The 23,858-nt window shown below is 72.0% G+C and carries 19 protein-coding genes; 8 read left to right on the forward strand and 11 right to left on the reverse strand.

From position 1 onward, the window contains the following. The first annotated feature begins 14 nt into the window (after positions 1 to 14). A complete protein-coding gene (locus ACQPWZ_RS12950) occupies positions 15 to 644 on the forward strand; it encodes a hypothetical protein (RefSeq protein WP_356701934.1) in 630 nt (209 codons plus the stop codon). A gap of 32 nt (positions 645 to 676) precedes the next feature. Here the strand turns inward: ACQPWZ_RS12950 and ACQPWZ_RS12955 are convergent, their stop codons facing one another. The 5 genes from ACQPWZ_RS12955 to ACQPWZ_RS12975 all read right to left on the reverse strand — a co-directional run bounded on the left by ACQPWZ_RS12955 (position 677) and on the right by ACQPWZ_RS12975 (position 8,671). After that, positions 677 to 2,110, reverse strand: coding sequence for a S28 family serine protease (locus tag ACQPWZ_RS12955; RefSeq protein WP_433571394.1), 1,434 nt, complete (start codon positions 2,108 to 2,110; stop codon positions 677 to 679). A gap of 131 nt (positions 2,111 to 2,241) precedes the next feature. Continuing rightward, positions 2,242 to 2,622 carry a hypothetical protein gene (locus ACQPWZ_RS12960; RefSeq protein WP_413777772.1) on the reverse strand — a complete coding sequence of 127 codons (381 nt, stop codon included), beginning with the start codon at positions 2,620 to 2,622 and terminating at the stop codon, positions 2,242 to 2,244. A gap of 109 nt (positions 2,623 to 2,731) precedes the next feature. Then, the gene (locus ACQPWZ_RS12965) at positions 2,732 to 6,448 is read right to left on the reverse strand and encodes an ABC transporter ATP-binding protein (protein WP_433571395.1); all 3,717 of its coding nucleotides are present in this window, start codon (positions 6,446 to 6,448) and stop codon (positions 2,732 to 2,734) included. A 96-nt stretch (positions 6,449 to 6,544) separates the two neighbouring features. After that, positions 6,545 to 7,522 carry a serine hydrolase gene (locus ACQPWZ_RS12970; RefSeq protein WP_433571396.1) on the reverse strand — a complete coding sequence of 326 codons (978 nt, stop codon included), beginning with the start codon at positions 7,520 to 7,522 and terminating at the stop codon, positions 6,545 to 6,547. 111 nt (positions 7,523 to 7,633) lie between these two features. Then, positions 7,634 to 8,671, reverse strand: coding sequence for an esterase-like activity of phytase family protein (locus ACQPWZ_RS12975; RefSeq protein WP_433571397.1), 1,038 nt, complete (start codon positions 8,669 to 8,671; stop codon positions 7,634 to 7,636). A gap of 194 nt (positions 8,672 to 8,865) precedes the next feature. Here ACQPWZ_RS12975 and ACQPWZ_RS12980 point away from each other — a divergent pair, with 194 nt between their 5' ends. After that, positions 8,866 to 10,932: a TerD family protein gene (locus ACQPWZ_RS12980; protein ID WP_433571398.1), complete on the forward strand. Its 2,067-nt coding sequence runs from the start codon at positions 8,866 to 8,868 to the stop codon at positions 10,930 to 10,932. 323 nt (positions 10,933 to 11,255) lie between these two features. Continuing rightward, entirely contained in the window at positions 11,256 to 11,597 is a 342-nt protein-coding gene (locus tag ACQPWZ_RS12985; RefSeq protein ID WP_356701946.1) for a hypothetical protein, read from the forward strand. Between the two features lie 61 nt (positions 11,598 to 11,658). Here the strand turns inward: ACQPWZ_RS12985 and ACQPWZ_RS12990 are convergent, their stop codons facing one another. Further along, the gene (locus ACQPWZ_RS12990) at positions 11,659 to 12,402 is read right to left on the reverse strand and encodes an ABC transporter permease (RefSeq protein ID WP_433571399.1); all 744 of its coding nucleotides are present in this window, start codon (positions 12,400 to 12,402) and stop codon (positions 11,659 to 11,661) included. Next, positions 12,399 to 13,334, reverse strand: a complete 936-nt coding sequence (locus tag ACQPWZ_RS12995; RefSeq protein ID WP_433571400.1) for an ABC transporter ATP-binding protein — start codon at positions 13,332 to 13,334, stop codon at positions 12,399 to 12,401. Before ACQPWZ_RS12995 ends, ACQPWZ_RS12990 begins: the two co-directional genes overlap by 4 nt. Positions 13,335 to 13,441: 107 nt before the next feature. On the opposite strand from ACQPWZ_RS12995, the gene ACQPWZ_RS13000 reads away from it, so the two are divergent. After that, entirely contained in the window at positions 13,442 to 14,617 is a 1,176-nt protein-coding gene (locus ACQPWZ_RS13000; protein WP_433571401.1) for a sensor histidine kinase, read from the forward strand. A gap of 4 nt (positions 14,618 to 14,621) precedes the next feature. Next, positions 14,622 to 15,272 carry a response regulator transcription factor gene (locus tag ACQPWZ_RS13005; protein ID WP_340473205.1) on the forward strand — a complete coding sequence of 217 codons (651 nt, stop codon included), beginning with the start codon at positions 14,622 to 14,624 and terminating at the stop codon, positions 15,270 to 15,272. A gap of 106 nt (positions 15,273 to 15,378) precedes the next feature. Here ACQPWZ_RS13005 and ACQPWZ_RS13010 read toward each other — a convergent pair whose 3' ends face one another. From ACQPWZ_RS13010 to ACQPWZ_RS13020, 3 genes are read right to left on the reverse strand one after another with little or no spacing between them, the layout of a single operon-like run. Then, positions 15,379 to 17,061 carry a thiamine pyrophosphate-binding protein gene (locus ACQPWZ_RS13010; RefSeq protein WP_433571402.1) on the reverse strand — a complete coding sequence of 561 codons (1,683 nt, stop codon included), beginning with the start codon at positions 17,059 to 17,061 and terminating at the stop codon, positions 15,379 to 15,381. Next, positions 17,058 to 18,038, reverse strand: coding sequence for an agmatinase (speB, locus tag ACQPWZ_RS13015; protein ID WP_313946212.1), 981 nt, complete (start codon positions 18,036 to 18,038; stop codon positions 17,058 to 17,060). Before speB ends, ACQPWZ_RS13010 begins: the two co-directional genes overlap by 4 nt. A 41-nt stretch (positions 18,039 to 18,079) precedes the next feature. Beyond that, positions 18,080 to 19,555, reverse strand: coding sequence for a sodium:solute symporter (locus ACQPWZ_RS13020; RefSeq protein ID WP_356701957.1), 1,476 nt, complete (start codon positions 19,553 to 19,555; stop codon positions 18,080 to 18,082). A gap of 126 nt (positions 19,556 to 19,681) precedes the next feature. Here ACQPWZ_RS13020 and ACQPWZ_RS13025 point away from each other — a divergent pair, with 126 nt between their 5' ends. From ACQPWZ_RS13025 to tesB, 3 genes are all read left to right on the forward strand, one after another. Continuing rightward, the gene (locus ACQPWZ_RS13025) at positions 19,682 to 21,154 is read left to right on the forward strand and encodes a PucR family transcriptional regulator ligand-binding domain-containing protein (RefSeq protein ID WP_433571403.1); all 1,473 of its coding nucleotides are present in this window, start codon (positions 19,682 to 19,684) and stop codon (positions 21,152 to 21,154) included. Positions 21,155 to 21,278: 124 nt separating this feature from the next. Next, the gene (locus ACQPWZ_RS13030; RefSeq protein ID WP_340473209.1) at positions 21,279 to 22,436 is read left to right on the forward strand and encodes an acyl-CoA dehydrogenase family protein; all 1,158 of its coding nucleotides are present in this window, start codon (positions 21,279 to 21,281) and stop codon (positions 22,434 to 22,436) included. A 19-nt stretch (positions 22,437 to 22,455) separates the two neighbouring features. Then, entirely contained in the window at positions 22,456 to 23,328 is an 873-nt protein-coding gene (gene tesB / locus ACQPWZ_RS13035; RefSeq protein ID WP_340473210.1) for an acyl-CoA thioesterase II, read from the forward strand. Here tesB and ACQPWZ_RS13040 read toward each other — a convergent pair. Beyond that, on the reverse strand, positions 23,294 to 23,749 hold the full coding sequence (locus ACQPWZ_RS13040) for a MerR family transcriptional regulator (protein ID WP_340473211.1): 456 nt from the start codon (positions 23,747 to 23,749) through the stop codon (positions 23,294 to 23,296). The genes tesB and ACQPWZ_RS13040 overlap by 35 nt on opposite strands. Positions 23,750 to 23,858: the final 109 nt, after the last annotated feature.

Here is a 23,858-nt window from a genome sequence, read left to right on the forward strand (position 1 = left end):
CCCGGGGGGTCCGTATGGCAGGAATTCGGCGGTCCGCGGGCGCGGTGAGCGCCCTGGTACTCGTGCTGGTCGCCCTGACGGCCGGCTGTCTGCAGACAGCGGGCGGGCCGGCCGCGGCAGGGACACCGTCCGGTTCGGCCGCCGCGTCCCCCTCACCGGGCTACGGAGCGGTCTTCCTGGGGCGGGGCGACTGTGCCTCGCGCGCCCGGGACTTCGGCGAGGTGCCGTGCGCCAGTGAGCGGGCGGCGGCCCGGGTCCTCGCGCGGTACGGCGGCCGGTCCTCGACCGGGCCGGCCTGCCCCGCGCCCACCGACTTCGTCCTGCACATCTCCGAGGGACACTCGTCGGCCGACGAGGACGGCGACGGCGATGTGGGGCAGGGCTACGCCTGTATGCGCAATCTCCTGCCGCCGCACCCGGGCGACCCGGGCGGGGGCGGCGGTCCGCACACCCTGGTGGGCGACTGCGTCTACACCGCGGCCGAGGGACAGGTGAAGGAGACGGCCTGCGACGGATCGGGCGACCACCGGCCCGAGTTCACGGTCGCATCCGCTCGCGCCGAGAAGGCGCAGTGCCCGAAGTCGACGGCCCTGTACGTGCATCTGGGCGGGGACATGGCGGTGGGCTGCGCCCGCCGTGTGTGAGTGACACGGCGGGCACAGCCCACGCGGCGGCGTCACGGCCGCAGAGACGGCTCCCGCTCGATGTCACGCTTGTCGAGCTTCGCGTCGTACGGCGTCAGGCGCTTCGCCTTGGCCTCGTCCTGCTGGACGGTGGCCGGGGCCACGCCCGCCCACTTCAGGATGGAGGCGGTGGCAGCGGCCTTCTGGTCGGCGACCAGAGCGCCCACGCCGGCACCGTGGTTGGCGCCCGGAGCGACGTAGACATAGCTGTCACGGGCACCCTTGCCCACCCGGAACTTCTCGGCGCCCCACGGGTCGTTCTGACCGTAGACGAACATCATCCGCTGGGCGTTGTTGCGCACCCAGTGGTCGACGTCGTCCATGACGAACGGCTTGAAGCGCATCGGGATGTCGCGCGGCACGAAGTTCCGCGGCGGCTGGTAGCCGTACCGGCTCAGGCCCTTGAGGTGCGGCTGCTTGATGTCGGGCGAGCCCAGCTCGGTGCCGGCCTGGTAGTAGTACGGCGTGTACGGCGCGAGGCCCTGGTCCGTGTAGAACGAGAACCCGGAGATCGCGTCGATGCTGTCCCAGATCTGCTGGTCCGTCGCGGTCTTGGCGACCGGGATCGCGGCGCAGTCCGCCAGCAGGCTGTACTGCCAGAACGCCCAGGTGTAGTCGAGGACGACGGCCTCGAAGGCCTTGTCCTGCGAGCCGACCGTCGTGAAGGTGTAGCCGTTGTCGGCGGCGTACTGGGTGTAGATCGCCGCCAGCTGCTCGCGGCGGATCAGCGCCTCACGCTGCACGTTGTTGAGCTTGGTGCGGCATTCGGCGGTGCCGACGCCCGCGAGGAAGCGGTCGTAGGCCGAGTCCTCGTCGTTCCGCACGTCGTTGGGGGCCACGTAGGCGACGACGCCGTCCATGTCGCGCGGGTAGAAGCGCTCGTAGTACGTCGCCGTCATGCCGCCCTTGGAGCCGCCGGTGGTGAGCCACTTCTTGGCGTACACCTTCTTCAGCGCGGTGAAGAGGCGGTGCTGGTCGCTGGCGGCCTGCCAGATGTCCAGCTTCGACCAGTCGGCCGGTTCGGGACGGGACGGCGTGAAGAAGCGGTACTCCACGGAGACCTGGTTGCCGTCGATGATGGCCGTCGGCTCACTGCGGCGCGGTGTGGTGTTCACGTTGTAGCCGGAGGTGAACATGACCGTGGGCCGGTTGGTGTCCTTGTGCAGCAGGGTGATCCGCTGCTTGAAGGTCCCCTTGCCCGGGTGCCGGTGGTCGACCGGCTGTGTGTAGTTGAGGACGAAGAACCGGTACCCGGTGTACGGCTTCTCCTCGATGAGACTCATGCCCGGAATCGCGAGGATCCGGTCCTTGATGTCCGTGCCGGGCACAGGCTCCGCGGCGGTAGCCGCACCCGCCGTCGTGCCGGCCGCGCTCATCGTGCCTATGAGCACCACGAGCGACAGCAGCCATCTGAGCGCCTTGCTCATTCACCCTCCCCTTGGTTCACCTGTGACGCGGTGAACCTAGCGGGGGCAATGCCCGGCTGGCCACCCCCAGTTGACTGCCGGGTAACCGACGGCAGGTCAGGGGGCGGACGGGGATACGGGGCGACGGCCGGTCAGCACAGGATCCAGCCGGTGGAGCGGGAGACCCCGGCGATGGCGCCGGTGGCCCGGACGCAGCGGTTGAGCGCGTGCACGGTGACGGGTCCCGCCTGGCGGGTGAAGGTGCCGCGGTCGACGGCGGCGCGGCCGCCGCGGGCCTGGAGCGAGACGGACATCGCCCGCCGGGCTCCGGGGTTGCTCGCGACCGTCATCGCGCAGGCGTAGTTCCGGTTCTTGTAGACGCGCAGTTCGCCGCCCGGGAACCGCACGGTCTTCTGCGCCCGTCCCGAGCAGCCCGAGGCGACGGCCTCCGCGCTCTGCGTACCGGGCCCGGCGAGGGACAGCGCCCCCACGGCCATCAGCACCGCGAGGAACTGCGCCAGCAGTCTCCTCACCGGCCTTTTCGTCTCCGTCCCACCGAACACCTTTGCGCCCCCTCGTCACATCCCCGTACATGCGTACGACGCAGCAGGGGGCGGAACGGTTGCCGACCCCACGACATGGTCACACCGCGGCCGGTTCGTCCTCTCCTATGAAGGTCCGCCACAGCATGGTGTAACGGCCCTCCAGAGCCAGGAGCTCGTCGTGGGTTCCGTCCTCGACCACCCTGCCGCCGTCCATCACCACGACGCGGTCGGCGCGCGCGGCGGTCGTCAGCCGGTGTGCGACGACCAGGGTGGTGCGGCGGCCGGTCAGCCGGTCGGTGGCCTGGTTGACCTGGGCCTCGGTGGCCAGGTCCAGCGCGGCCGTCGCCTCGTCGAGAAGCAGCACATCGGGGTCGACCAGCTCGGCCCTGGCCAGGGCGATCAGCTGGCGCTGGCCCGCGGAGAGATTGCGGCCGCGCTCGGAGACCTCGTGCAGATAGCCGCCGTCCAGGGTGGCGATCATGTCGTGCGCGCCGACCGCGCGGGCGGCGGCCTCCACCTCGGCGTCACTCGCACCGGGGCGTCCGTAGGCGACGGCGTCGCGGACCGTGCCCTCGAAGAGGTACGCCTCCTGGGGCACGACGCCGAGCCGGTGCCGGTAGGCGGTGAGGTCGAGCTCGCGCAGATCCTGTCCGTCGGCGGTCACCCGTCCACTCGTCGGGTCGTAGAACCGCGCGACCAGCTTGACCAGCGTGGACTTGCCCGCGCCGGTCTCGCCGACGAAGGCGACCGTCTGGCCCGCCGGGATGCGCAGATCGATGCCCGCGAGGGCCTCCTCCTCGTCGCCGTAACGGAAGTCGACGCCCTCGAAGGCGATCTCGCCGCGCAGCGACGCGACGTCCACGGGCTTCTTCGCGCTCGCCGTCGACGTCGGTTCGTCCAGCAGTTCCTGGATGCGCCGGAGCGACACCGAGGCCTGCTGGTAGCCGTCGAAGACCTGCGACAGCTGCTGGACGGGGGCGAAGAAGAGGTCGATGTAGAGGAGGTAGGCGACCAGGGCGCCGGTGCTCAGCGTGCCCGCGTCGACCCGGTGCCCGCCGACGATCAGTACGGCCGCGGCGGCCACCGAGGACAGCAGCTGGACGAAGGGGAAGTACACCGAGATCAGCCACTGGCCGCGGACGCGGGCCTCGCGGTAGTGCTCGCTGCGGGCCACGAAGCGGTCGTTGCCGGAGCGCTCACGGCGGAACGCCTGCACGATCCGCAGCCCGGACACGGACTCCTGGAGGTCGGCGTTGACGACGCTGATCCGCTCGCGCGCCAGCTCGTAGGCCTGCACGCTCTTGCGGCGGAAGAAGAAGGTGCCGACGATCAGCACCGGCAGGGTCGCGAAGACGACGAGCGCGAGCTGGAGGTCGATGACGAGCAGGGCGACCATGATGCCGAAGAAGGTGACCACCGAGACGAACGCGGTGACCAGACCGGTCTGGAGGAACGTCGACAGGGCGTCCACGTCCGTCGTCATCCGGGTCATGATCCGGCCGGTCAGTTCGCGCTCGTAGTAGTCGAGCCCCAGCCGCTGGAGCTGGGCGAAGATCTTCAGACGTACGGAGTAGAGGACCCGCTCGCCGGTGCGGCCCGTCATCCGGGTCTCGCCGATCTGCGCGGTCCACTGCACGATCACGCTCACCAGCGCGAGGCCGGAGGCCGCCCACACCGCGCCCAGTGCGACCTGCTCCACACCCTGGTCGATGCCGTGCCGGATCAGGACCGGAAGCAGCAGGCCCATGCCGGCGTCGACGGCCACCAGCAGCAGGCTCACGAGCAGCGGGAGCCCGAAGCCGCGCAGCAGCAGCCGCAGGCCCTGGCCCTCGCCCTCGGTGTGCTCGACGCGGACGGCGCGTGCCTCGTCGACGTCGGGTGTGTCGTCGGCCGGCGGCAGCGCCTCCACCTGGGCGAGCAGCTCGGGGGTGGCTCCCGGCGCGGCGGACTCCTGTACGGCTTCCTCGCGCACCCACAGCCGGGGTGTGATGCCGCGCTCCGCGTCGAACTCCGCGTCCAGCTCGTCCCGTACGGTGCTGTCGCTGCCGGGATCGGCCGCCAGCGCGGGAGCGTGCCCCGGCGATACGCCGCCGAGCTCGTCCGGGTCGGTCAGCAGCCGGCGGTACAGGGCCGAGCGCCTGGTCAGTTCCTCGTGGGTGCCGATGTCCGCGAGCCGTCCGCCGTCCAGGACCGCGATGCGGTCGGCGAGCTGGAGGGTGGAGCGGCGGTGGGCTATCAGCAGGGTAGTGCGTCCGGTCATGACGGAACGCAGCGCCTCGTGGATCTCGTGCTCGACGCGGGCGTCCACGGCGGAGGTGGCGTCGTCGAGCAGCAGCAGCCGGGGGTCGGTGAGGATCGCCCGGGCGAGCGCGACACGCTGGCGCTGGCCGCCGGAGAGGGTCAGACCGTGCTCGCCCACGGTGGTGTCGTAGCCGTGGGGCAGCTCGCCGATGAAGCCGTCGGCCTGGGCGGCGCGGGCGGCGGTCTCGATCTCCTCCTGCGTCGCGCCGGGCTTTCCGTACGCGATGTTGGCGCGGACCGTGTCCGAGAACAGGAAGCTGTCCTCCGGCACCATGCCGATCGCGGCCCGCAGCGAGTCGTACGTCAGCTCGCGGACGTCGTGACCGCCGACGAGGACCGCGCCGTGCGTCACGTCGTAGAAGCGGGGCAGCAGCAGCGACACGGTCGACTTGCCGCTGCCGGACGACCCGACGACGGCGACGGTCTCCCCGGGACGGATCTCCAGCGAGAAACCGTCGAGGACCGGGCGCTCCCGGTCGTAGCCGAAGGTCACGTCGTCGAACTCGACGGTGGCGGGGGCGTCCGCCGGGAGCACCTTGGTGCCCTCGGTCAGCGTGGGCTCGGTGTCGATCAGCTCCAGTACGCGGTCGACACCGGCGCGCGCCTGCTGGCCGACGGTCAGCACCACGGCGAGCATCCGGACCGGGCCGACGAGCTGGGCGAGATAGGCGGAGAAGGCGACGAAGGTGCCCAGCGTGATCTGGCCGCGGGTGGCCAGCCAGCCGCCGAGGGCCAGCATGGCGACCTGCCCGAGGGCGGGGACGGCCTGGAGCGCGGGGGTGTAGCGGGCGTTCAGCCTGATGGTGCGCAGCCGGCCGGCGAACAGCTTGCGGCTGGCCTCGCGCAGCTTGCCGGTCTCCTGGTCCTCCTGGCCGAAGCCCTTGACCACGCGTACGCCGGAGACCGCCCCGTCCACGACGCCCGCGACGGAGGCGGCCTGGCTCTGTGCGTACCAGGTGGCGGGGTGGAGCCGGACACGGCTGCGCTTGGCGATGAACCAGATGGCCGGGGCGACGGCGACGGCGACCAGGGTGAGGGGCAGCGACAGCCACGCCATGATCACGAGGGAGATCAGGAAGAGCAGGATGTTCCCGATGGTCATCGGGAGCATGAAGAGCAGGCCCTGGATGAGCTGGAGGTCGCTGGTCGCCCGGCCGACGACCTGGCCGGTGGAGAGCTCGTCCTGACGCCGCCCGTCGAGCCGGGTGATCGTCGCGTACATCTCCGTCCGCAGGTCGTGCTGGACATCGAGGGCGAGGCGTCCGCCGTAGAAGCGGCGGATGTAGGTGAGGACGTAGACGACGACGGCCGCGGCGATGAGTACGCCGGTCCAGACGGCGAGGGAGCGGGAGTGGTCCCCGATCACGTCGTCGATGACGATCTTGGTGATCAGGGGGACGAGCGCCATGACGGCCATGCCGCCCAGGGACGAACCGAGCGCGAGCAGCACATTGCGCCGGTACCGCCAGGCGTAACCGGCCAGGCGCCGGGCCCACCCCTCATTCGCCGCCACGTCGTGCCTCCCGTTGAAATTGATCCACCGGAAGGCACCAACGCGCCGAGCAGCGGATTTCATCCCGCTGCAACGAACGGATACGGCAACCGCCGGTCAGCGGGGGGCCGGAATAGCTTCCTTGGCCGCGCGCTCCGGCGTGGCCGGGACGGCCTCGTGCGGCACGGCCGGCGGTACGAACGCGCTGCGCGCGGGCGCTGTCGGGTTGAGGTCCTTGTGGATCGCGCGGGCGACGGCCTGGATGGTGTTCACCCCGTCGTTCATCGTCGCGTTGTCGTGGGTGAGCACGGTGATCTGGTAGTTGTGGCCGGGGCCCGTGAAGGCGCCGATGCTGTGCACGCGCCAGCCGTGCGTGGCCCGCTCGAGCCAGCCGTTCTTCACCTGGACGGTGGCGGTGGCGGGCGCCCCGGCGGGGGTGCCCCAGCGCTGAGAGGCGACGACGTTCTGCATCAGCTTGAGGGCGTAGGTCCGGTTGGGGTCGCTGATCACGGTGTTCTTCGCGGTCAGCATGCCGAGCAGCTTCTGCTCGTCGCGGGCGTTGATCTGGGTGAGGCCCCAGTAGCCGTCGGCGCCCGGCACGGTCTTCGTCATGCCGGCCGCGGTGAGGAAGCGCTTGATCTTGGTGAGACCGAGCTGCTTCCACAGGGCGCTGGTGGCCGCGTTGTCCGACTTGGTGATCATGTCGCCGGCGAGGGTGAACTCGCGCTTCGTGAAGCCGCGCTTCTGGATCTGCACCTCCTGGAGGAGGGCGGCGAGCACGGTCACCTTGACGACACTGGCCGAGTCGTACTGCTGGTCCGGCCGCAGGGTGCAACTGGTCTTGGTGACGCGGTCGTTGAGCAGCACGGCCGTCGTCGACCTCCGGCCCTTGAGGGCGGCGGTGATGTCGGCGGTCAGCTTGGCGGCGAGACCGGCCTGCTGGGAGGTGCACGCGACCTGCGGCGGCGCGGCCGCGGCGGGCGCCGTGGCGGCGGCGAGCGGCACGAGTGTCGCGACGGCGACGACCCCGGCCGCGCCTCTCGCGCGACGCGACGGACGGCCGGATGCACGGCCGGATATTCGGTGGTGAGTCATGAAGCTTCCCCGTCCCCTGAATGCCTGTGCGGGGCGCCTCCCCGGCGCCCCCGCACCACTTGACTCACGATGGGCCGAAAAGTTGTACGCCGTTATCGCACGGTGAGCAGGTCAGTTGCGGGGCAGCCGCACGGTCAGCCGGTAGAAGCGGGTGATCTGGGCGGCGTTCTCGTTGTCGTCGCTCGCCAGCAGCAGCCGCAGCCGCCCGTCGCGGGTGTGCCCGGTGACGGCCAGGGCCTCGATGTTGTCGAGCAGCGGGTTGGGCTGGGGCTGTTTGGCGGGGGCTCCGAGGGAGGGGCAGTCGGCGAGGTCGGCGAGGAGCGTCTTGGCCACGAGGCGGACGCCCGGCTGCCCGGTGAGGTTCTCGATGCCGCCCACGTCGCGGGCCCGGGCGGTGTCCGCGAGGTACAGCCGGACGGTGTTGCCGACGCCCGCGGTGAAGCCCCGCTCCAGCACGAGGAGCCGGCCGTCGCCGGTGGCCGTGATCTCGCTGACGCCGAGAGCGGTGTCGGTGCGGTAGCCGTACTGGGCGGCGAGCCGGAAGTCGTGCCGCGAGGTGTCCCGGTGCCAGCTCTGGAGCCGGACGATCCCGGCGGCGTCGCCACTGATCGCCCCCTCCATCGCGGCGACGAGCCGCCGGCCGCCGCTGTGCAGGGTCAGCCCTTCGAAGGTGGCGTTCCGGGTGCCACGCCCGGCCGGTGCGACCCGCAGGGCGTCCGGCACGGGCAGCCGGCCGAGGATCTTCCCGTCCGGGCTGTACCGGCGTACGGAGGGCTCGGCTTCGGAAGCGACCAGCCGGCTGCCATCGCGCTCGACGACGAGCCCTTCGGAGTCCAGCGCGGCGCCGCTCTCGTCCGCGAGACGCACGACCCCGCTCGGCCGCAGCCCCGCCCCCCGCAGCCGGAACAGCTCGGACCGGTCGGAGAGCGCGGCGATCTGCCCGTCACGGTCGACGGCGAGGGCGGAGAAGTTGCCGACGAAGGAGTCCTGGAAGCGGGTCTTGTCGAGGGCGTCGGAGTAGCTGTCGATACCGACCCGCGGCGAACAGTGCCGGTCGGCAGATCGGCCAAGGGCGGGCGCGGCGGCCGCAAGACAACCGGCGACGGCCACGGCGGCGGTGACGGAGGCGAGGAGGGGGCGCAGACGCATGGGGGACACGGTAGGGGGCGGGGATCGAGGCCGGGGGGACTGCGGGTGAACTCCGGTCTTCACATCACCTCCTCATACACCCCTCCTCGGCGCTACGGTTCATCACGTAGCAGGGAGTGCGACGTACGTCACAGATCGACGTCGTCCGGCGGCTCCGCCTGCGTGAAAACAGCTGCACGTCCTGGGGGGACAGCATGCGCGAGATGGCCAAGGGCTCGAACGTGGGCCTGGCGGACCTGAGTGACGACACCGGATCGGTGATCGTGAGCCTGCGCTGGAGCAGCGCGACCGGAGACGGGGACGCGGACGTCTCGGTGATGCTGCTCAACGGCGACGGGAAGGTACGCGGCGACACGGACTTCTTCTTCTACAACCACCCCGCCGCACCCGACGGCAGTGTGCAGTTGCTGGGCAAGGCGCCCACCGACGGCGGCAGCGAGGACCGGATCAGCCTCGATCTGACGGCGGTGCCGCCGGACGTGGAGCGCATCGTGGTGGCGGCCAGCCAGTACGGCGGGGCCTGCTTCGGTGAGCTGGACGACCTGCGGGTGACCGTGGCCGACCGCGGCGGCGAGACGCTGCTCGGTTTCTCCATCGACGACGCCGGTGTGGAGAGCGCCTTCCTCTTCGGCGAGCTGTACCGGCGGGGCGAGGAGTGGAAGTTCCGGGCGATCGGCCAGGGGTACGAGTCCGGACTGGCCGGTCTCGCGACGGACTTCGGCATCGACATCGTCGACGACAGCGCCGACGAGGACGCCGCCGAGGGCGACCCCGAGGCCGTGCAGGCCGTGGTGGAGCAGCAGCCGTCGCAGGTACCGCCCTCGGCGGCCGCCGAGCCGCGCGTGACGCTCCCCTCGCAGGACACACGCGGGCAAGAGCCCGGCGCGGGGACGACGCCCAGGCGCACCCGTGGTCCCCGGACCGCCAAGAAGAAGGTCACGCTGCCCAGGGTGGCGAAGAAGTCCCTCGCGGAGAACGAGGCGTGGAGGCCGGCACGGCTGTTCCCCGCGCCGACGCTCAAGAGCGACAAGGAGCGCGAGCTGCGGGCGACGTCCGTCCTGCTCTCGGTGATGGCCGAAGTGCCGGAGTTCGGGCGGCGGCTGACGGCGCCTTTCGGCGCGCCTGCCGGCCGCATGCAGACGTTCACCGAGGTCACGCTGCCGTACGGGGAGACTCCCAGGCGCCCCGACGGGGTGATCCGCGTAGAGCGCGCGGGGAAGCTGTGGACGGGTCTGGTCGAGACGAAGACCAACGGGAACCCGCTGCGGCCCGAGCAGGTCCAGGACTACATGGACATCGCCGCACGGCGGGGCTACGAGGCCGTGATCACGCTGTCCAACGACGTCGCCCTCGAAGGCTGTCCCCCGGTGGCGGCCAAGACCGACGGACGGCGCAAGCACAAGGTCGCCCTCTGGCATCTGTCGTGGGCCGAAGTGGCGCACCAGGCGCAGATGCTGATCCGGCACGAAGGTGTCGGCAACGCCGCACACGCCTGGCTCCTCCAGGAGCTGCTGTCCTACCTCCAGCACGAGAACTCCGGCTGCCACGGCTTCCAGAACATGGGTCCCGCCTGGGTGCCCGTGCGCAACGGCATCGACACGGAGACCCTCTGCCAGGGCGACCGGCGCGCCGTCGAGGTGGTGGAGAGCTGGGAGCAGCTCATCCGCCAGGTCTGTCTGCGCCTCGGGGGCGAGCTCGGCCAGAAGGTCCTGCCGGTGCAGCGCGCGAAGCGGGGCGTCGATCCGCAGACGCGCCGCGCCGCGCTCGCCGACGGGCTGTGCGAGGACGGCCGGCTGACCGCCGAACTGCGCATCGACAGCACACCCGGTGTTCTCACGATCGTGGCCGACCTGCGGACCGGCAAGCTGCGGACCTCCATGGAAGTCATGGCGCCCGAGGGCAGCTATCCGCTCACCTCGGCCAAACGGCTGCTGCGCATGCTGGCCGAGGCACCGGCGGACCTGCATGTGGAGACCCTGGTCGAGGGGGGCCACGGGCCGCGCGGCACGCTGGAGCGCCTGCGCCCGGAGCCGGCCGACATGCTGCCGAAGGACGGCACCCGGGCGACGGGCTTCCGGCTGTCGCTGTTCAAGGGCATGGGGGTCACGCGAGGCAGTGCCGAAACGGGATTCATCCGCAGCGTCGACGACGTGGTGGACCGGTTCCACGCCCAGGTGGTCGCCCAGCTGGGTCCCTTCGAACGCCGCCCGGCGGGCCGGTCCCAGCCCGCGGAACCGGCGGTCGCGGGGGCCGGGGCGTAGGGGGCGGGGATCGAGGCCGGGGGGACTGCGGGTGAACGGCTGCCGCCGATCCGGGCGCGGGCGGGCCGCTGCGGGCCGCTGGGGTCGGCGCCGGCACGGGACTGCCGGCCGGGCCCCCAGTCCTGCGGGGGCCTCCCGCCGCCGGCCGGGCCCCGAGTCCTGCGCGGCCGGGTATCCGCCCTGCCACCGCCATCCGGTGGGTGCCCGTCGCCGCCCCCTCCCACCCTGCCCGTCCCCCGACCAGACCCTCACCTGATGCCGGGATCGCGGGGACGCGGCAGGGTGGGCTCGGCAGGAACTTCCCGCACAGACGAGGATCATCCATGTCCGTGACCCACTCCCGGCGTCTCGCCGGTGCCGCCGGGGCGGCGTTCCTGGTTGTCGCCGTCGCGGGCTGTTCCGGCCTCGGCCGCAACGCCGCGGGCACCGTCGCCTACGAGACCGCCGACGAGCGGCATGTGACCGTGTCGAACCCCCTGGTGACGGGCTGTCACCGGCTCGACGCGCCGGGGGCCGTCTCGGTCACCAACAACACGCTGGTGGACCTCGTGCTCTACCCGACCCAGGACTGCACGGGCGAGGACACCATCTATCTGCCCACCACCGTGTCGGACATCATCGCGCCCGGCGCCCGCCCGTGGCAGAGCTACACCATCGTCCACTGAGCCCGGGCGCCGTCTCCCGCTCCCGCATCCCGCCGGACGGGAGACCGGCCCGCCGTCCCTCTCAGGCGTCCCGCCGGGCAAGGGACCGGCCGCCCGCCCACAGCGCCGCGCCCGCCCACAGCGCCAGCACGCCGAGACCGCTCCACGGGCCCAGCGTCCCCGTCGCGTCCTGGAGCAGGATCTGCCGGCCCGCGCGGTCGGGGAGGAACTCCACCGCGCCCCCGTCCTCGGAGAGGTCGCCGATGACGAAGGACAGCATCAGCAGGAAGGGGATGAGGAGGCCCATCACCGCCGGCGCGCTGCGGAGCACGGCCGCGAGTCCCGCCGAGAACAGGGTGATGAGGCACAGGAAGATCCCGCAGCCGATCACTCCGCGCAGGGCGCCGGGGTCCGTGAGGGTGAGGCCCCTGTCGCCGAGGAAGGGCTGCCCGGCGAGGAAGCACGTCAGGCTGGTGAGGAGGCCGACCCCGAGCGACAGCGCTCCGACGACCGCGAGTTTCGACACCCAGAACAGACCTCTGCGTGGCACCGCGGTCAGGGAGACACGGATCGCGCCGCTGCGGTACTCCCCCGCGACGGCCAGGGCTCCGAAGCAGATGGCCGCGATCTGGCCGAAGTCGAGCCCGAAGAAGGACGTACGCAGCGGGTCGAAGTCGGGCCGCGCGGACTCCTGCGGGTCGAGGGTGGCGCACGCCAGGACCGAGAAGGCGACGGTGGCCACGAAGACGGCGGCGAGCGTGGCGCACAGGGACCGCAGCGAGCGGATCTTCAGCCACTCGGCGTGCAGGAAGGGCTTCAGGTTCACGGTCGTACCTCCTGGGCGGCCGGGCGGGTGGCGGCGAACTCGGTCCGGTCCGCGGTCAGGGCGAGATAGGCCTGTTCCAACGTGGCTTCCTCTCCTGCGAGTTCGAGGATCGGGATGCCTGCGTGCGCGGCCAGTGGGCCGATGTCCGTCACCCGTGCGCCCTCGACCGTCCAGGTGCCGTCCTCGCCGGCGACGGGGGTGAAGCCCTTGCCCGTGAGCACGTTCCGCAGCCGTTCGTCGTCGGTGGTGCGCAGCCGTACCCGTGGGGTGGTCCAGGTGTCGATGAAGTCCCGCATGCCGGTGTCGGCGAGCAGCCGTCCCCGGCCGAGGACCACGAGGTGGTCGGCGAACGAGGCCGTCTCGCCCATCAGATGGCTGGAGACGAGCACGGCCCGGCCCTCCGCGGCCAGTTGTCGCATCAGTTCGCGGATCCAGATGATGCCCTCGGGGTCGAGGCCGTTGGACGGCTCGTCCAGCATCAGGACCGCCGGGTCGCCGAGCAGGGCCGCGGCGATGCCGAGACGCTGGCGCATGCCGAGCGAGAACGTCCTGATCCGGCGGTTCGCGGCGGAGGCGATCCCGGACTGCTCCAGCACCTCGTCGATGCGCCGGGGTCCGATCCGCCCGGCCGCGGCGAGGATGCGCAGATGGTCGCGGGCGGTACGGGAGGCCTGGGCTGCCCCGGCGTCGAGCAGCGCGCCGACGTGGCGCAGCGGTTCGTCGATCGCGGCGTAGGCCCGTCCGCCGATGGTGGCGGTGCCGGACGTGGGGCGGTCCAGGCCCAGGATCAGCCGCATGGTGCTCGACTTCCCGGCGCCGTTCGGCCCGAGGAAGCCGGTGACCCGGCCGGGGTGCACGGCGAACGTGAGCCCGTCCACGGCCCGGGTCGCCCCGTACCGCTTGGTGAGGTTGGTGACGTCGATGCTGGTCATGGGACCAGCGTGGCCGCCGTCCCCGGGCCGGGGCCTCCCCCGCCAGTGGGGAAGGGCTCCCCCGCACGGGGGAGCCGCCCCGGCCGGGCCGCTGGCACGATGGCGGGATGCTCCTCGGCCTCCTGCGTCCGCTGGCCCGCCCGGTCACTTACACCCGCTGGCTGCATCTGTTCATCGGCACCGTCTTCTTCGGCATGTACCTGTTCGTCGACGAACACCGGCTGTACATCCCGGTCGTGCTGCTGGGGCTGCTGGGGCTCGTTCCGGCGGTACGGCTCGCCGAAGGGCTCCAGGCGCGGCTGCTGTTGTCGCCGCACGGCTACAAGGACGCGTCCTCGGGCATCGCCGCCGCCTCCTCGGCCACCTGGGCCGACCGGGGGCGCACCGCGCTGTGGCTGGAGGTCCGGCTCGGGCTGGGACTGCTCTGCGGTCTGGTCACGGTGCAGCTGCTGGGGGCGGCCGTGGACCTGGTCTCGGCGGCGGCCGGACCCGGCCCGGCACGGGTCCTGATGCTCCAACTTCCCGGCGGCCACTGGTGGTACGCGCTGCTGGTGCCGCTGCCGCTCGCCGCACTGGCGGCCTTCGTGGTGGGCGCCGGGGAACTGATCACGGCGATCGCCCGGCGGCTGCTCGGCCCCTCCGCGGCGGAGCGGCTGGCGGCCCTGGAGGAGCGGACCGAGCAGTTGCTGGAGCGCAACCGCATCGCGGGCGAGCTGCACGACTCGATCGGGCACGCGCTGACGGTGGCGGTGGTGCAGGCGGGCGCGGCCAGGGCGGCGGGGAACGCGGAGTTCACGGACCGCGCGCTCGGTGCCATCGAGGAGACCGGGCGGGCGGCGCTGGAGGACCTGGAGCGGGTCCTGCTGGTGCTGCGCGAGTCCGGGCAGCCGGTGGGCAGCCGCCCGACGCTGGCCGACGCGGACCGGCTGCTGGAGTCGGCTCGCGCATCGGGCGCCGAGGTGGTGGCAGAGGTGAGCGGTCCGCTGACGCTCGTCTCCGGGCCGGTCTCCCGCGAGGGGTACCGCATCGTGCAGGAGGCGCTGACCAACGTCCTGCGGCATGCGGGCCCGGTGCCCACGCGGGTCCGGATCGACGTCGCCGCCGGCCGGCTGGAGCTGGAGGTGTGCAACTCCTTGCCGGAACCGGCCGCTGCGGGCGGCCGCGGCAGCGGGCTGCGGGGCATACGGGAGCGCGCCGCGCTGCTCGGCGGCCACGCCACGGCCGGTCCGCACGAGGGCCGGTGGAGGGTGCGGGTCGGCCTGCCGCTGGACGGCCTACGCTGACCGGGTGCCGATCTCCGTACTCCTCGTCGACGACGAACCCCTGGTCCGGGCGGGACTGCGGGCCGTCCTGGAGGCGCAGCCGGACATCGAGGTGGCGGGCGAGGCGGCCGACGGCGCGGCGGTGATACCGCTGGTGCGCCGACTGCGCCCCGATGTGGTGGCGATGGACGTCCGGATGCCTCTGCTCGACGGCATCGAGGCGACGCGGGCCGTGCTGCGGACGGTCGCCGACCCGCCGAAGATCCTGGTCATCACGACCTTCGAGAACGACGAGTACGTCTACGAGGCCCTGCGTGCCGGCGCCGCGGGCTTTCTGCTCAAGCGGGCCCGCCCCACCGAGATCGTGCACGCGGTCCGGCTCGTCGCGGAGGGCGAGTCGCTGCTCTTCCCGGCCGCGGTGCGCTCGCTGGCCGCGGAGTACGGCAGCGGCACCGCCCGCGCGGCGATGGAGCGCGCCGCCCTGACCGAGCGGGAGGCGGCGGTGCTGCGGCTGATGGCGCGCGGTCTGACGAACGCGGAGATCGCCGCGCAGCTGCTCGTCGGCACGGAGACGGTCAAGACCCATGTCAGCGCCGTGCTGGGGAAGTTGGGGGCGCGCGACCGTACCCAGGCGGTCATCGCGGCGTACGAGTCGGGGTTCGTGACGCCCGCCTGAGCGGCTGGACACAGACCTGCGCCCCGCCGCTCTCGGGGGAGTAAGCGGCGGGGCGCAGGGGTTCGGTGGGGGCCGGTCCGGACGGCCGGCCGTCACAGACCGGCCCTCAGAGGTGGGTCGGCGCGAACATCCTCAGGACCGCCGGGAGGACGACCACCGACGGGCCGGGCTCCGTGAAGGACTTGGCGAGGTCCTCCGCCAGCGACTCGGGGGTCGTGCGGACGGCCGGCACACCGAAGGACTCGGCGAGAGCCACGAAGTCCGGACGGGCGAGCTCGGTGGCCGTCGCCTCGCCGAAGGCGTCGTTCATGTACTCGCGCAGGATGCCGTAGCCGCCGTCGTCCACGATCAGCCAGGTGACGGGGAGTCCGTACTGCCGGGCGGTGGCCAGTTCGGCGATCGAGTACATCGCCCCGCCGTCGCCGGAGACCGCGAGGACCGGCCGGGTCGGGTCGGCGGCCGCCGCGCCGAGGGCGGCGGGGAAGCCGTAGCCGAGGCCGCCGGCGCCCTGGGCCGAGTGCATCGTGTTCGGGTGGCGGGCGTCGAACGCCGACCAGGCCCAGTACGCGAGGATCGTCATGTCCCAGAAGCTGGGCGAGGTGTCCGGCAGGGCTTCCCTGACGGAGGCCAGCAGGCGCTGTTCCAGGGTGAGTTCCTGGGCGTCGATGCGTTCGCGTACGGCCGCGAGGACCGTGCGCACCCGCTCGGGCGCCGTCTCGTCCTGACGGGGCTCCACCGTCTCCAGCAGGGCCGACAGCGCGAGCCGCGCATCCGCGTGGATGCCGAGGCAGTCGTGGTTGGAGCCGAGCTTGCCGGCGTCCGCCTCGATCTGGATCACCCGGCCGCGCGGGGCGAACGTGTGGTAGTTCGAGGACAGTTCGCCGAGTCCGGAACCGACGACCAGCAGGACGTCGGCGTCCTCCAGGAAGTCGGTGGTGTGCCGGTCCTCCAGCCACGACTGGAGCGAGAGCGGGTGCTCCCAGGGGAAGGCGCCCTTGCCGCCGAAGGTCGTGACGACCGGTGCGTCGATCCGCTCGGCGAGCGCGAGCAGTTTGCCGCAGGCGTCGGAGCGCACGGCCCCGCCGCCCGCGATGATCGCCGGACGCCGGGCGTTCGCCAGCAGATGGGCCGCCACGGCGGTCAGTTCGGGCCGGGGCACGACCTCGTCGGGGGTGGCGTCCATGGCGGTGACGACCGGCAGTTCCGTCTGCGCGAGCAGGACGTCCTGCGGGATCTCGACCCAGACCGGACCGTGCGGCGCGGTGAGCGCCGACTCCCAGGCGGCGGCGATCGCCGAGGGGATCTGGGACTGGGTGCGGGCCGTGTGGACGGACTTCACCACGTCGCGGAACGAGGCCTGCTGGTCACGCAGTTCGTGCAGATAGCCGTGGCGTCCGCCGCCGAGTCCGGCGCTCGGCACCTGGCTGCCGACGGCGAGTACCGGCGCGGAGGCGGCGGCCGCCTCCTGGAGCGCGGCCAGCGACATCAGCGCACCGGGTCCGGTGGACAGCAGCAGCGGGGCCACCTCTCCGGTGATCCGGCCGTAGGCGTCGGCGGCGAAGCCGGCGTTGTTCTCCACGCGCAGCCCGACGTAGGAGAGCGACGAGCGGCGCAGGGCGTCGAACATGCCGAGCGCGTGCTGGCCGGGCAGCCCGAAGACGGTGGTGGCGCCGAGGCCCTGGAGCGTCTCGACGACGAGGTCACCGCCGTTGCGCCCGGCCGGCGGGTTGAGCGCGGCCTGCGTCTGCTGCGGGGTGGGCCGCAGGACGATGTCGTGGTCGTGCGTCACTTCGCCCCGCCCGTCTCGCGCGCGGCCGCGATCTGCCGGGACATGATCGTGGTCAGCTCGTACGCCGTGTGGGAGGCGGCGACGGAAGTGATCTCGGCGTGGTCGTACGCGGGGGCGACCTCGACGACGTCGGCGGAGACGAGGTTGCAGGAGGACAGGCCGCGCAGGATCTCCAGCAGCTCGCGGGAGGTCATGCCGCCGGCCTCGGGGGTGCCGGTGCCGGGGGCGTGCGCCGGGTCGAGGCAGTCGATGTCGATGGAGATGTACAGCGGGCGGTCGCCGATGCGTGCGCGCAGCTGGTCGGCGACCTCGTCGGCGCCCCGGCGGTAGACGTCGGCGGAGGTGACGATGCCGAAGCCGAGCTTCTCGTCGTCGGTGAGGTCCTGCTTGCCGTAGAGCGGTCCGCGGATGCCGACGTGGGAGAGCGCCTCGGTGTCGAGGATGCCCTCCTCGACGGCGCGGCGGAACGGCGTGCCGTGCGTGTACTCGGCGCCGAAGTAGGTGTCCCAGGTGTCGAGGTGCGCGTCGAAGTGCAGCAGCGCGACCGGGCCGTGCTTCTTGGAGACGGCGCGCAGCAGCGGCAGCGCGATGGTGTGGTCGCCGCCGAGGGTCATCATCCGGGCGCCGGTGCCGAGCAGGTCGTCGGCGGCGGCCTCGATGGTCTCGACGGCCTCGTTGATGTTGAACGGGTTCGCCGCGATGTCGCCGGCGTCGGCGACCTGGGCGAGCGCGAAGGGCGAGGCGTCCTGCGCCGGGTTGTAGGGGCGCAGGAGCCTCGACGCCTCACGGATGGCGTTGCCGCCGAAGCGTGCGCCGGGACGGTAGGAGACCCCGGCGTCGAAGGGCACACCGACGACGGCGACGTCGGTGGTGCCGACCTCGTCGAGCCGTGGCAGCCGGGCGAACGTGGCGGGTCCGGCGTACCGCGGGATGCGGGACGAGTCGATCGGGCCGCGCGGCTGCTCGTTGCTGCTCATGTGAAATGCCTTCTTTCCTACGCTTCGTTGCGGTTACGACTTTAGCTGGGGACCGGAGCGGCCTCGGCCGGCGTCTCTTCCTCGCCGCCGCGGCCTGCCAGCCGCTCGCGCCAGTTCGCGAGCGTCGCCTCGTCGGTCGGCGGGGTCACGAGGCTCCCGACGATGTAGACCGCGAGCGAGGCGAGCAGCCCGTAATAGATCGGCTCATTGGCGAGGATGCCGTACGTCGCCATCAGACCGATGACCGCGAGACCGCCGACGATCACCGCGGCCAGCGCGCCGGCGACCGTGCCGCGCTTCCACAGCAGCCCGCCGAGGATCGGCACCAGCAGCCCGCCGACGAGCAGGTTGTAGGCGACGGTGAGGGCCTCGACGACGTTGTTCAGGGCGATGGCGATACAGATCACCGCGATGCCCATGACCAGGATGAACAGCCGGTTGTCCTTGACCTCGTCGGCGTCGCCGTGTTCCTTGGCGCCGCGCGAGGTGAGCCCGCGCAGCCGCGACCAGATGTCGTTGTTGGCGACGGTGGCGCAGGCGATGAGCGCGCCGGACGACGTCGACATGACGGCGGCGAGGGCGGCGGCGAGCACCAGACCGCGCACACCCATGGGCAGTTCGTCCTTGACGATGGTCGCGAACGCGTCGTCGGCGTTGGGCAGCTTCGGGTAGAGGACCTTGGCCGCGGTGCCGATCACGGCGCCGGCGAGGGCGTAGACGAGGCAGTACGTACCGGCGACGGTGCCGCCGTAGCGGGCGACCTTGTCGCTGCGCGCGGTGAACACCCGCTGCCAGATGTCCTGGCCGATCAGCATGCCGAAGGTGTAGATCAGGACGTAGGTGAAGATCGTCTCGCCGCCGATCCCCAGCGGGTCGAAGTACTCGGTGGGCAGCTGGGCCTTCATCTCGCTGAAGCCGCCGGCCTTGACCACCGCGATGGGCAGCAGGAGCAGGAGCACACCGATCGTCTTCACGACGAACTGCACCATGTCGGTGAGGGTGATCGACCACATGCCGCCGAGCGTGGAGTAGGCGACGACGATCGCGCCGCCGAGGATGATCGACGCGGTGCGGTTGATGTCGAAGAGGACGTCGAAGATCGTGGCGTAGGCGATGGTCGAGGTGACCGCCAGCATCAGGGTGTACGCCCACATCACGACACCGGAGATGAGGCCGGCCCGGCCGCCGTAGCGCAGGTCGAGCATCTCGGAGACGGTGTAGACCTTCAGCCGCGCGATCCGCGCGGAGAAGAACACGGAGAGCGCGAGCAGGCCGAGGCCGATGGTGAAGACCATCCAGGCGCCGGAGAGGCCGTACTTGTAGCCGAGGCCGACGCCGCCGATGGTGGAGGCGCCGCCGAGGACGATGGCGGCCATGGTGCCCGAGTACATCGTGGGGCCGAGGCGGCGGCCCGCGACCAGGAACTCACTCTTGGACTTGGCGCGGCGCATGCCCCACCAGCCCATGCCGAGCATGCCGGCCAGATAGACGACGATCACTGCGTAGTCGACAGCCATCGGCTTTCCCTCCGTCTCGTCCCCCGGGTCCTCAGGTCTTGTCGACAGCTGACGCTAGGTGGCCGGAAAGAAACGCTGAAGTGTACGTTTCATCCATTGTCGACCTCGTCTATGGATGGACTGTCCATGTCGGAGACCGCAGCGGCACCTCCCACCCCACCGATCCCGCTGACCGCACTGCTGGCGCGTGAGGATCTCGGCCTGCGCCAGATCGCCGGACCGCGGGAGCCCGGTGCGGTCATCCACATGGTGCACACCTCCGAGATGGCGGATCCGTACCCGTATCTGCTCGGCGGAGAGCTGCTGCTGAGCGCGGGCGTGCTGCTGGAGGATCCCGACCGCTATGTCTCGCGCATCGTCGCGGCGGGGGCGGCGGCACTCGGTTTCGGTGTCACGCCCGTGTACGACACGGTGCCCGCCGAGCTGGTCGAGGCGTGCGACCGGCACGGCCTTCCGCTGCTGGAGGTACCGCCGCCGACCACCTTCACCGCCGTGGCCCGGGCGGTGTGGCGGCTGATGGCGGAGGCGCGCCACCGCGAGCTGCGGAGGGTGACGCAGGCGCAGCAGGGCCTGGCGGCGGCGGCCGCGCGCCCGGACCCGGTACCCGCGGTCCTCACCCAGCTCGCGTCCCGGGTGGGTGGCCAGGCGGTGCTGCTGGCGGCGGACGGTACGGAGCTGTCGGCCGCCGGGCGCGCGCCGTCCCCGGAGGCCCGCCGCGCTCTGGCTCGGCTCGCGGGGGTGGTGGGCCCGGGCAGCCCGCCCGTAGCGGAGGCGGTGGAGGGCAGTTCACGGCCCGCGCCGAGCTCCGCCAGCGACACCGTCGACGGCATCCATCTCGCCGCGTACGCCCTCGGGGGGAGTCAGGGGCTCGTCCTCGGGCTCTGCGCCCCCGGGCGGGAACCGGGAGACCACACCGTCGCCGGGGTCGCGGTCGTGCTGCTGTCCCTGCTCACCGCTCCCCACCAGGGCGTCGACGCGACGGGCCGCAGCGCGGCCCTCGTACGGCTGCTGCTGGGGGCCGGCCCCGCGGAGGCCGCACCCTTGCTCGGGGCCGAGCGGTGGACCGTGGTGCACGCGCGCGGCGGGCGCGGCACGCCGTTCGACGCGTCCGCCCTGGGCGCCGCTCTCGGCAGCGCGCTCGTGGACCCGGCGGGCGACGGCACGGTAAGGATCCTGCTGCCGGCCGACCGCGAGGCCACCGCCCAGCCGGGCTGGGTCCTCGGTGTCAGCGACGCCGTGGCCCCGCAGGATCTCGGCGCCGCCGACACCCGCGCGGCGCGGGCGCTGCACCGGGCCATGGCCACCCGCAGCGAGCTGGTGCGGCATCGCGGCACCTCGCTCGCCGCGCTGCTCTCGCCCGAGGAGGCGGCGACCCATGCCCGGCTGCGTCTTGCTCCGCTGGCGGATTCCCCCGCCCTGGTGGAGACCCTGCGCAGCTGGCTCTCCCTGCACGGGAGCTGGGACCGTACGGCCGCCGCGATGGAGGTCCACCGCAACACGGTGCGCCAGCGCATCGGCCGCTGCGCGGCGCTGCTGGACGAGGACCTGGACGACGCGGATGTGCGCATGGAGCTGTGGTTCGCGCTGCGCTGGCTCTGAGGCGCGTCGGACCACGCGCCGTGTGATGTGCGCGACCACCGCGGGACCGCCCTGGACAGGCTTGACAACCGCCCGGTAACTTGGCCTGAGCAAGCGCTTAGACATCGACGAAGGAGGGCGTCCCGTGCGCCGCACCGTTTTCAACGAGGACCACGAGGCGTTCCGGGAGACCATCCGGGCCTTCATCGAGGCCGAGGTCGTGCCCGTCTACGACGAGTGGTTCGCCGCAGGTCAGGCACCGCGCGACTTCTACCACAAGCTCGGCGAGCTGGGCGTCTTCGGCATCCGCGTCGACGAGGAGCACGGCGGCGCCGGCATCGAGTCGCACAAGTACGAGGCCGTGATGTACGAGGAGACCGCCCGCGCGGGCGTCTCGTTCGGCGGCTCCGGTGTGCACGTGCTGCTCGGCCTTCCGTACATCAAAATGCTCGCCTCCGATGAGCAGAAGAAGCGCTTCCTGCCGAAGTTCGCCACCGGCGAGGAGATGTGGGCGCTGGCGATGACCGAGCCGGGCACCGGCTCCGACGTCGCGGGCATGAAGACCACCGCCAAGCTCTCCGAGGACGGCAGCCACTACGTCCTCAACGGCGCCAAGACCTTCATCACCGGCGGCGTGCACGCCGACCGCGTGATCGTCTGCGCCCGTACGTCCGCGCCCCGCGAGGACGACCGCCGCTTCGGCATCTCCCTGTTCGCGGTGGACGCCAAGTCCGCGGGCTACTCGGTGGGCCGCAAGCTCGACAAGCTCGGCCTGAAGGTCTCCGACACCGCCGAGCTGGCCTTCGTCGACGTCAAGGTGCCGGCCGAGGACCTCCTCGGCGAGGAGAACAAGGGCTTCTACTACCTCGGCCAGAACCTGCCGTCCGAGCGCTGGGGCATCGCCTTCGGTGCGTACGCGCAGGCCAAGGCCGCCGTCCGGTTCGCCCAGCAGTACGTGCAGGACCGCACGGTCTTCGGCAAGACGGTCGCCTCCTTCCAGAACACCAAGTTCGAGCTGGCCGCCTGCCAGGCCGAGGTGGACGCCGCCGAGGCGGTCGCCGACCGCGCCCTGGAGGCCCTCGACGCGGGCGAGCTCTCCCCCGCCGAGGCCGCGTCCGCGAAGCTGTTCTGCACCGAGGTCGCGCACCGCGTCATCGACCGCTGCCTCCAGCTGCACGGCGGCTACGGCTACATGAACGAGTACCCGATCGCGCGCCTGTACGCCGACAACCGCGTCAACCGCATCTACGGCGGCACCAGCGAGGTCATGAAGTCGATCATCGCGAAGTCCATGGGTCTGTAAGGGCAGTTACCTTCCTTTCATGAGCACAGCACTCGACGACCTGCTCGATCTGCTCGACCTGGAGCAGATCGAGCAGGACATCTTCCGGGGCCGGTCCCGTTCCGCGGTCGTCCCCCGGGTCTTCGGCGGACAGGTCGCGGCCCAGGCGCTCGTCGCCGCGGGCCGCACCGTCCCCGACGACCGCACCGCGCACTCCCTGCACGCGTACTTCCTGCGGATGGGCGATCCCGGCGCACCGATCGTCTACACGGTCGACCGCATCCGGGACGGCCGCTCCTTCACCACGCGCCGGGTCGTGGCCGTCCAGCACGGCCAGCCGATCTTCCATCTGTCGGCCTCCTTCCAGACGTACGAGGAGGGCCTCGACCACCAGTCGGAGATGCCGGACGCGCCCGCGCCCGAGACGCTTCCGACGGCGGCCGAGATCATGCCCGCGTACGCGGAGCACTTCGTCGACCCCGGCATCGTCGAGCGGATGCTGGAGGCACGGGCCGCGGTCGATCTGCGCTATGTCGACGCGCCGCCGTACGGCAGCGTGGGCAAGCCGAGGAAGCCCCGTTCCCAGGTGTGGTTCCGCGCCAACGGCAAGCTGGCCGACGACCCCCTGCTGCACGTCTGCCTCGCGACGTACGTCTCCGACATGACGCTGCTCGACTCGGTGCTGCTGGCCCACGGCCGCGGCGGCTGGGCGGTCGGCGACGTGGTGGGCGCCTCGCTGGATCACGCGATGTGGTTCCACCGGCCGTTCCGCGCGGACGAATGGCTGCTGTACGACCAGGAGTCCCCGTCGGCGTCCGGCGGGCGCGGTCTCGGCCAGGCCCGGATCTACACCCAGGACGGGCAGCTGGCCATCTCGGTCATCCAGGAAGGCGTGGTGCGGGTTCCCCGCTGACCTCGGGCAGCAGCTCCCGCAGACCGGCCCGGAAGGTCGGGCAGTCCAGCAGCGTGGGGTGTCGGCAGGTCAGGGCGTGGCCGATGCGCGCCCGCGCCGTGCGCATCTCCTCGATGCGCCGGTCGATCTCGTCGACCTTCCCCGCGAGGCGCGCCCGGAGCTCCCCCGGCGGCGCGGCCAGCAGGTCGGAGAGCTCGGCCAGCGAGAAGCCGGTGGCCCGGGCGCCCACGATCAGCGCCACCCGGTCGAGGACCTCGGGCCGGTACGTCCGGCGCAGGCCGTGGCGCCCGGCCGGCTCGACCAGGCCGAGCCGCTCGTAGTAGCGCAGGGCGGACGGCGCCACGCCCGTGGATCGCGCCACCTCGGCGATGTCGAGAAGTCCGCCCTCTTCGGTCCCGCCCCCGCCCCGCTGCCCGTCCATCGGCCTGCGCACCGCCCTCTCACGGTTGACTTGAAGTGAGCTTCAAGTGCCACGGTACGCGGACGGGCGGCACCGGGGCGGAGCTCCCCGGGCCCCGACCGACAGGAGC

The sequence above is a fragment of the Streptomyces sp. CA-251247 genome (assembly GCF_050952975.1).
In the GTDB taxonomy this organism is placed as follows: domain Bacteria; phylum Actinomycetota; class Actinomycetes; order Streptomycetales; family Streptomycetaceae; genus Streptomyces; species Streptomyces achmelvichensis.

What these genes read in the sequence shown, in the direction of transcription:
- ACQPWZ_RS12980 (WP_433571398.1), top strand. Translation starts at nt 8,866, where the DNA reads ATGCGCGAGATGGCCAAGGGCTCGAACGTGGGCCTGGCGGACCTGAGT.
- ACQPWZ_RS12985 (WP_356701946.1), top strand. Translation starts at nt 11,256, where the DNA reads ATGTCCGTGACCCACTCCCGGCGTCTCGCCGGTGCCGCCGGGGCGGCG.
- ACQPWZ_RS12955 (WP_433571394.1), bottom strand. Translation starts at nt 2,110, where the DNA reads ATGAGCAAGGCGCTCAGATGGCTGCTGTCGCTCGTGGTGCTCATAGGC.
- ACQPWZ_RS12970 (WP_433571396.1), bottom strand. Translation starts at nt 7,522, where the DNA reads ATGACTCACCACCGAATATCCGGCCGTGCATCCGGCCGTCCGTCGCGT.
- speB (WP_313946212.1), bottom strand. Translation starts at nt 18,038, where the DNA reads ATGAGCAGCAACGAGCAGCCGCGCGGCCCGATCGACTCGTCCCGCATC.
- ACQPWZ_RS12995 (WP_433571400.1), bottom strand. Translation starts at nt 13,334, where the DNA reads ATGACCAGCATCGACGTCACCAACCTCACCAAGCGGTACGGGGCGACC.
- ACQPWZ_RS13025 (WP_433571403.1), top strand. Translation starts at nt 19,682, where the DNA reads ATGTCGGAGACCGCAGCGGCACCTCCCACCCCACCGATCCCGCTGACC.
- ACQPWZ_RS13020 (WP_356701957.1), bottom strand. Translation starts at nt 19,555, where the DNA reads ATGGCTGTCGACTACGCAGTGATCGTCGTCTATCTGGCCGGCATGCTC.
- ACQPWZ_RS13040 (WP_340473211.1), bottom strand. Translation starts at nt 23,749, where the DNA reads ATGGACGGGCAGCGGGGCGGGGGCGGGACCGAAGAGGGCGGACTTCTC.
- tesB (WP_340473210.1), top strand. Translation starts at nt 22,456, where the DNA reads ATGAGCACAGCACTCGACGACCTGCTCGATCTGCTCGACCTGGAGCAG.
- ACQPWZ_RS12950 (WP_356701934.1), top strand. Translation starts at nt 15, where the DNA reads ATGGCAGGAATTCGGCGGTCCGCGGGCGCGGTGAGCGCCCTGGTACTC.
- ACQPWZ_RS13000 (WP_433571401.1), top strand. Translation starts at nt 13,442, where the DNA reads ATGCTCCTCGGCCTCCTGCGTCCGCTGGCCCGCCCGGTCACTTACACC.
- ACQPWZ_RS12975 (WP_433571397.1), bottom strand. Translation starts at nt 8,671, where the DNA reads ATGCGTCTGCGCCCCCTCCTCGCCTCCGTCACCGCCGCCGTGGCCGTC.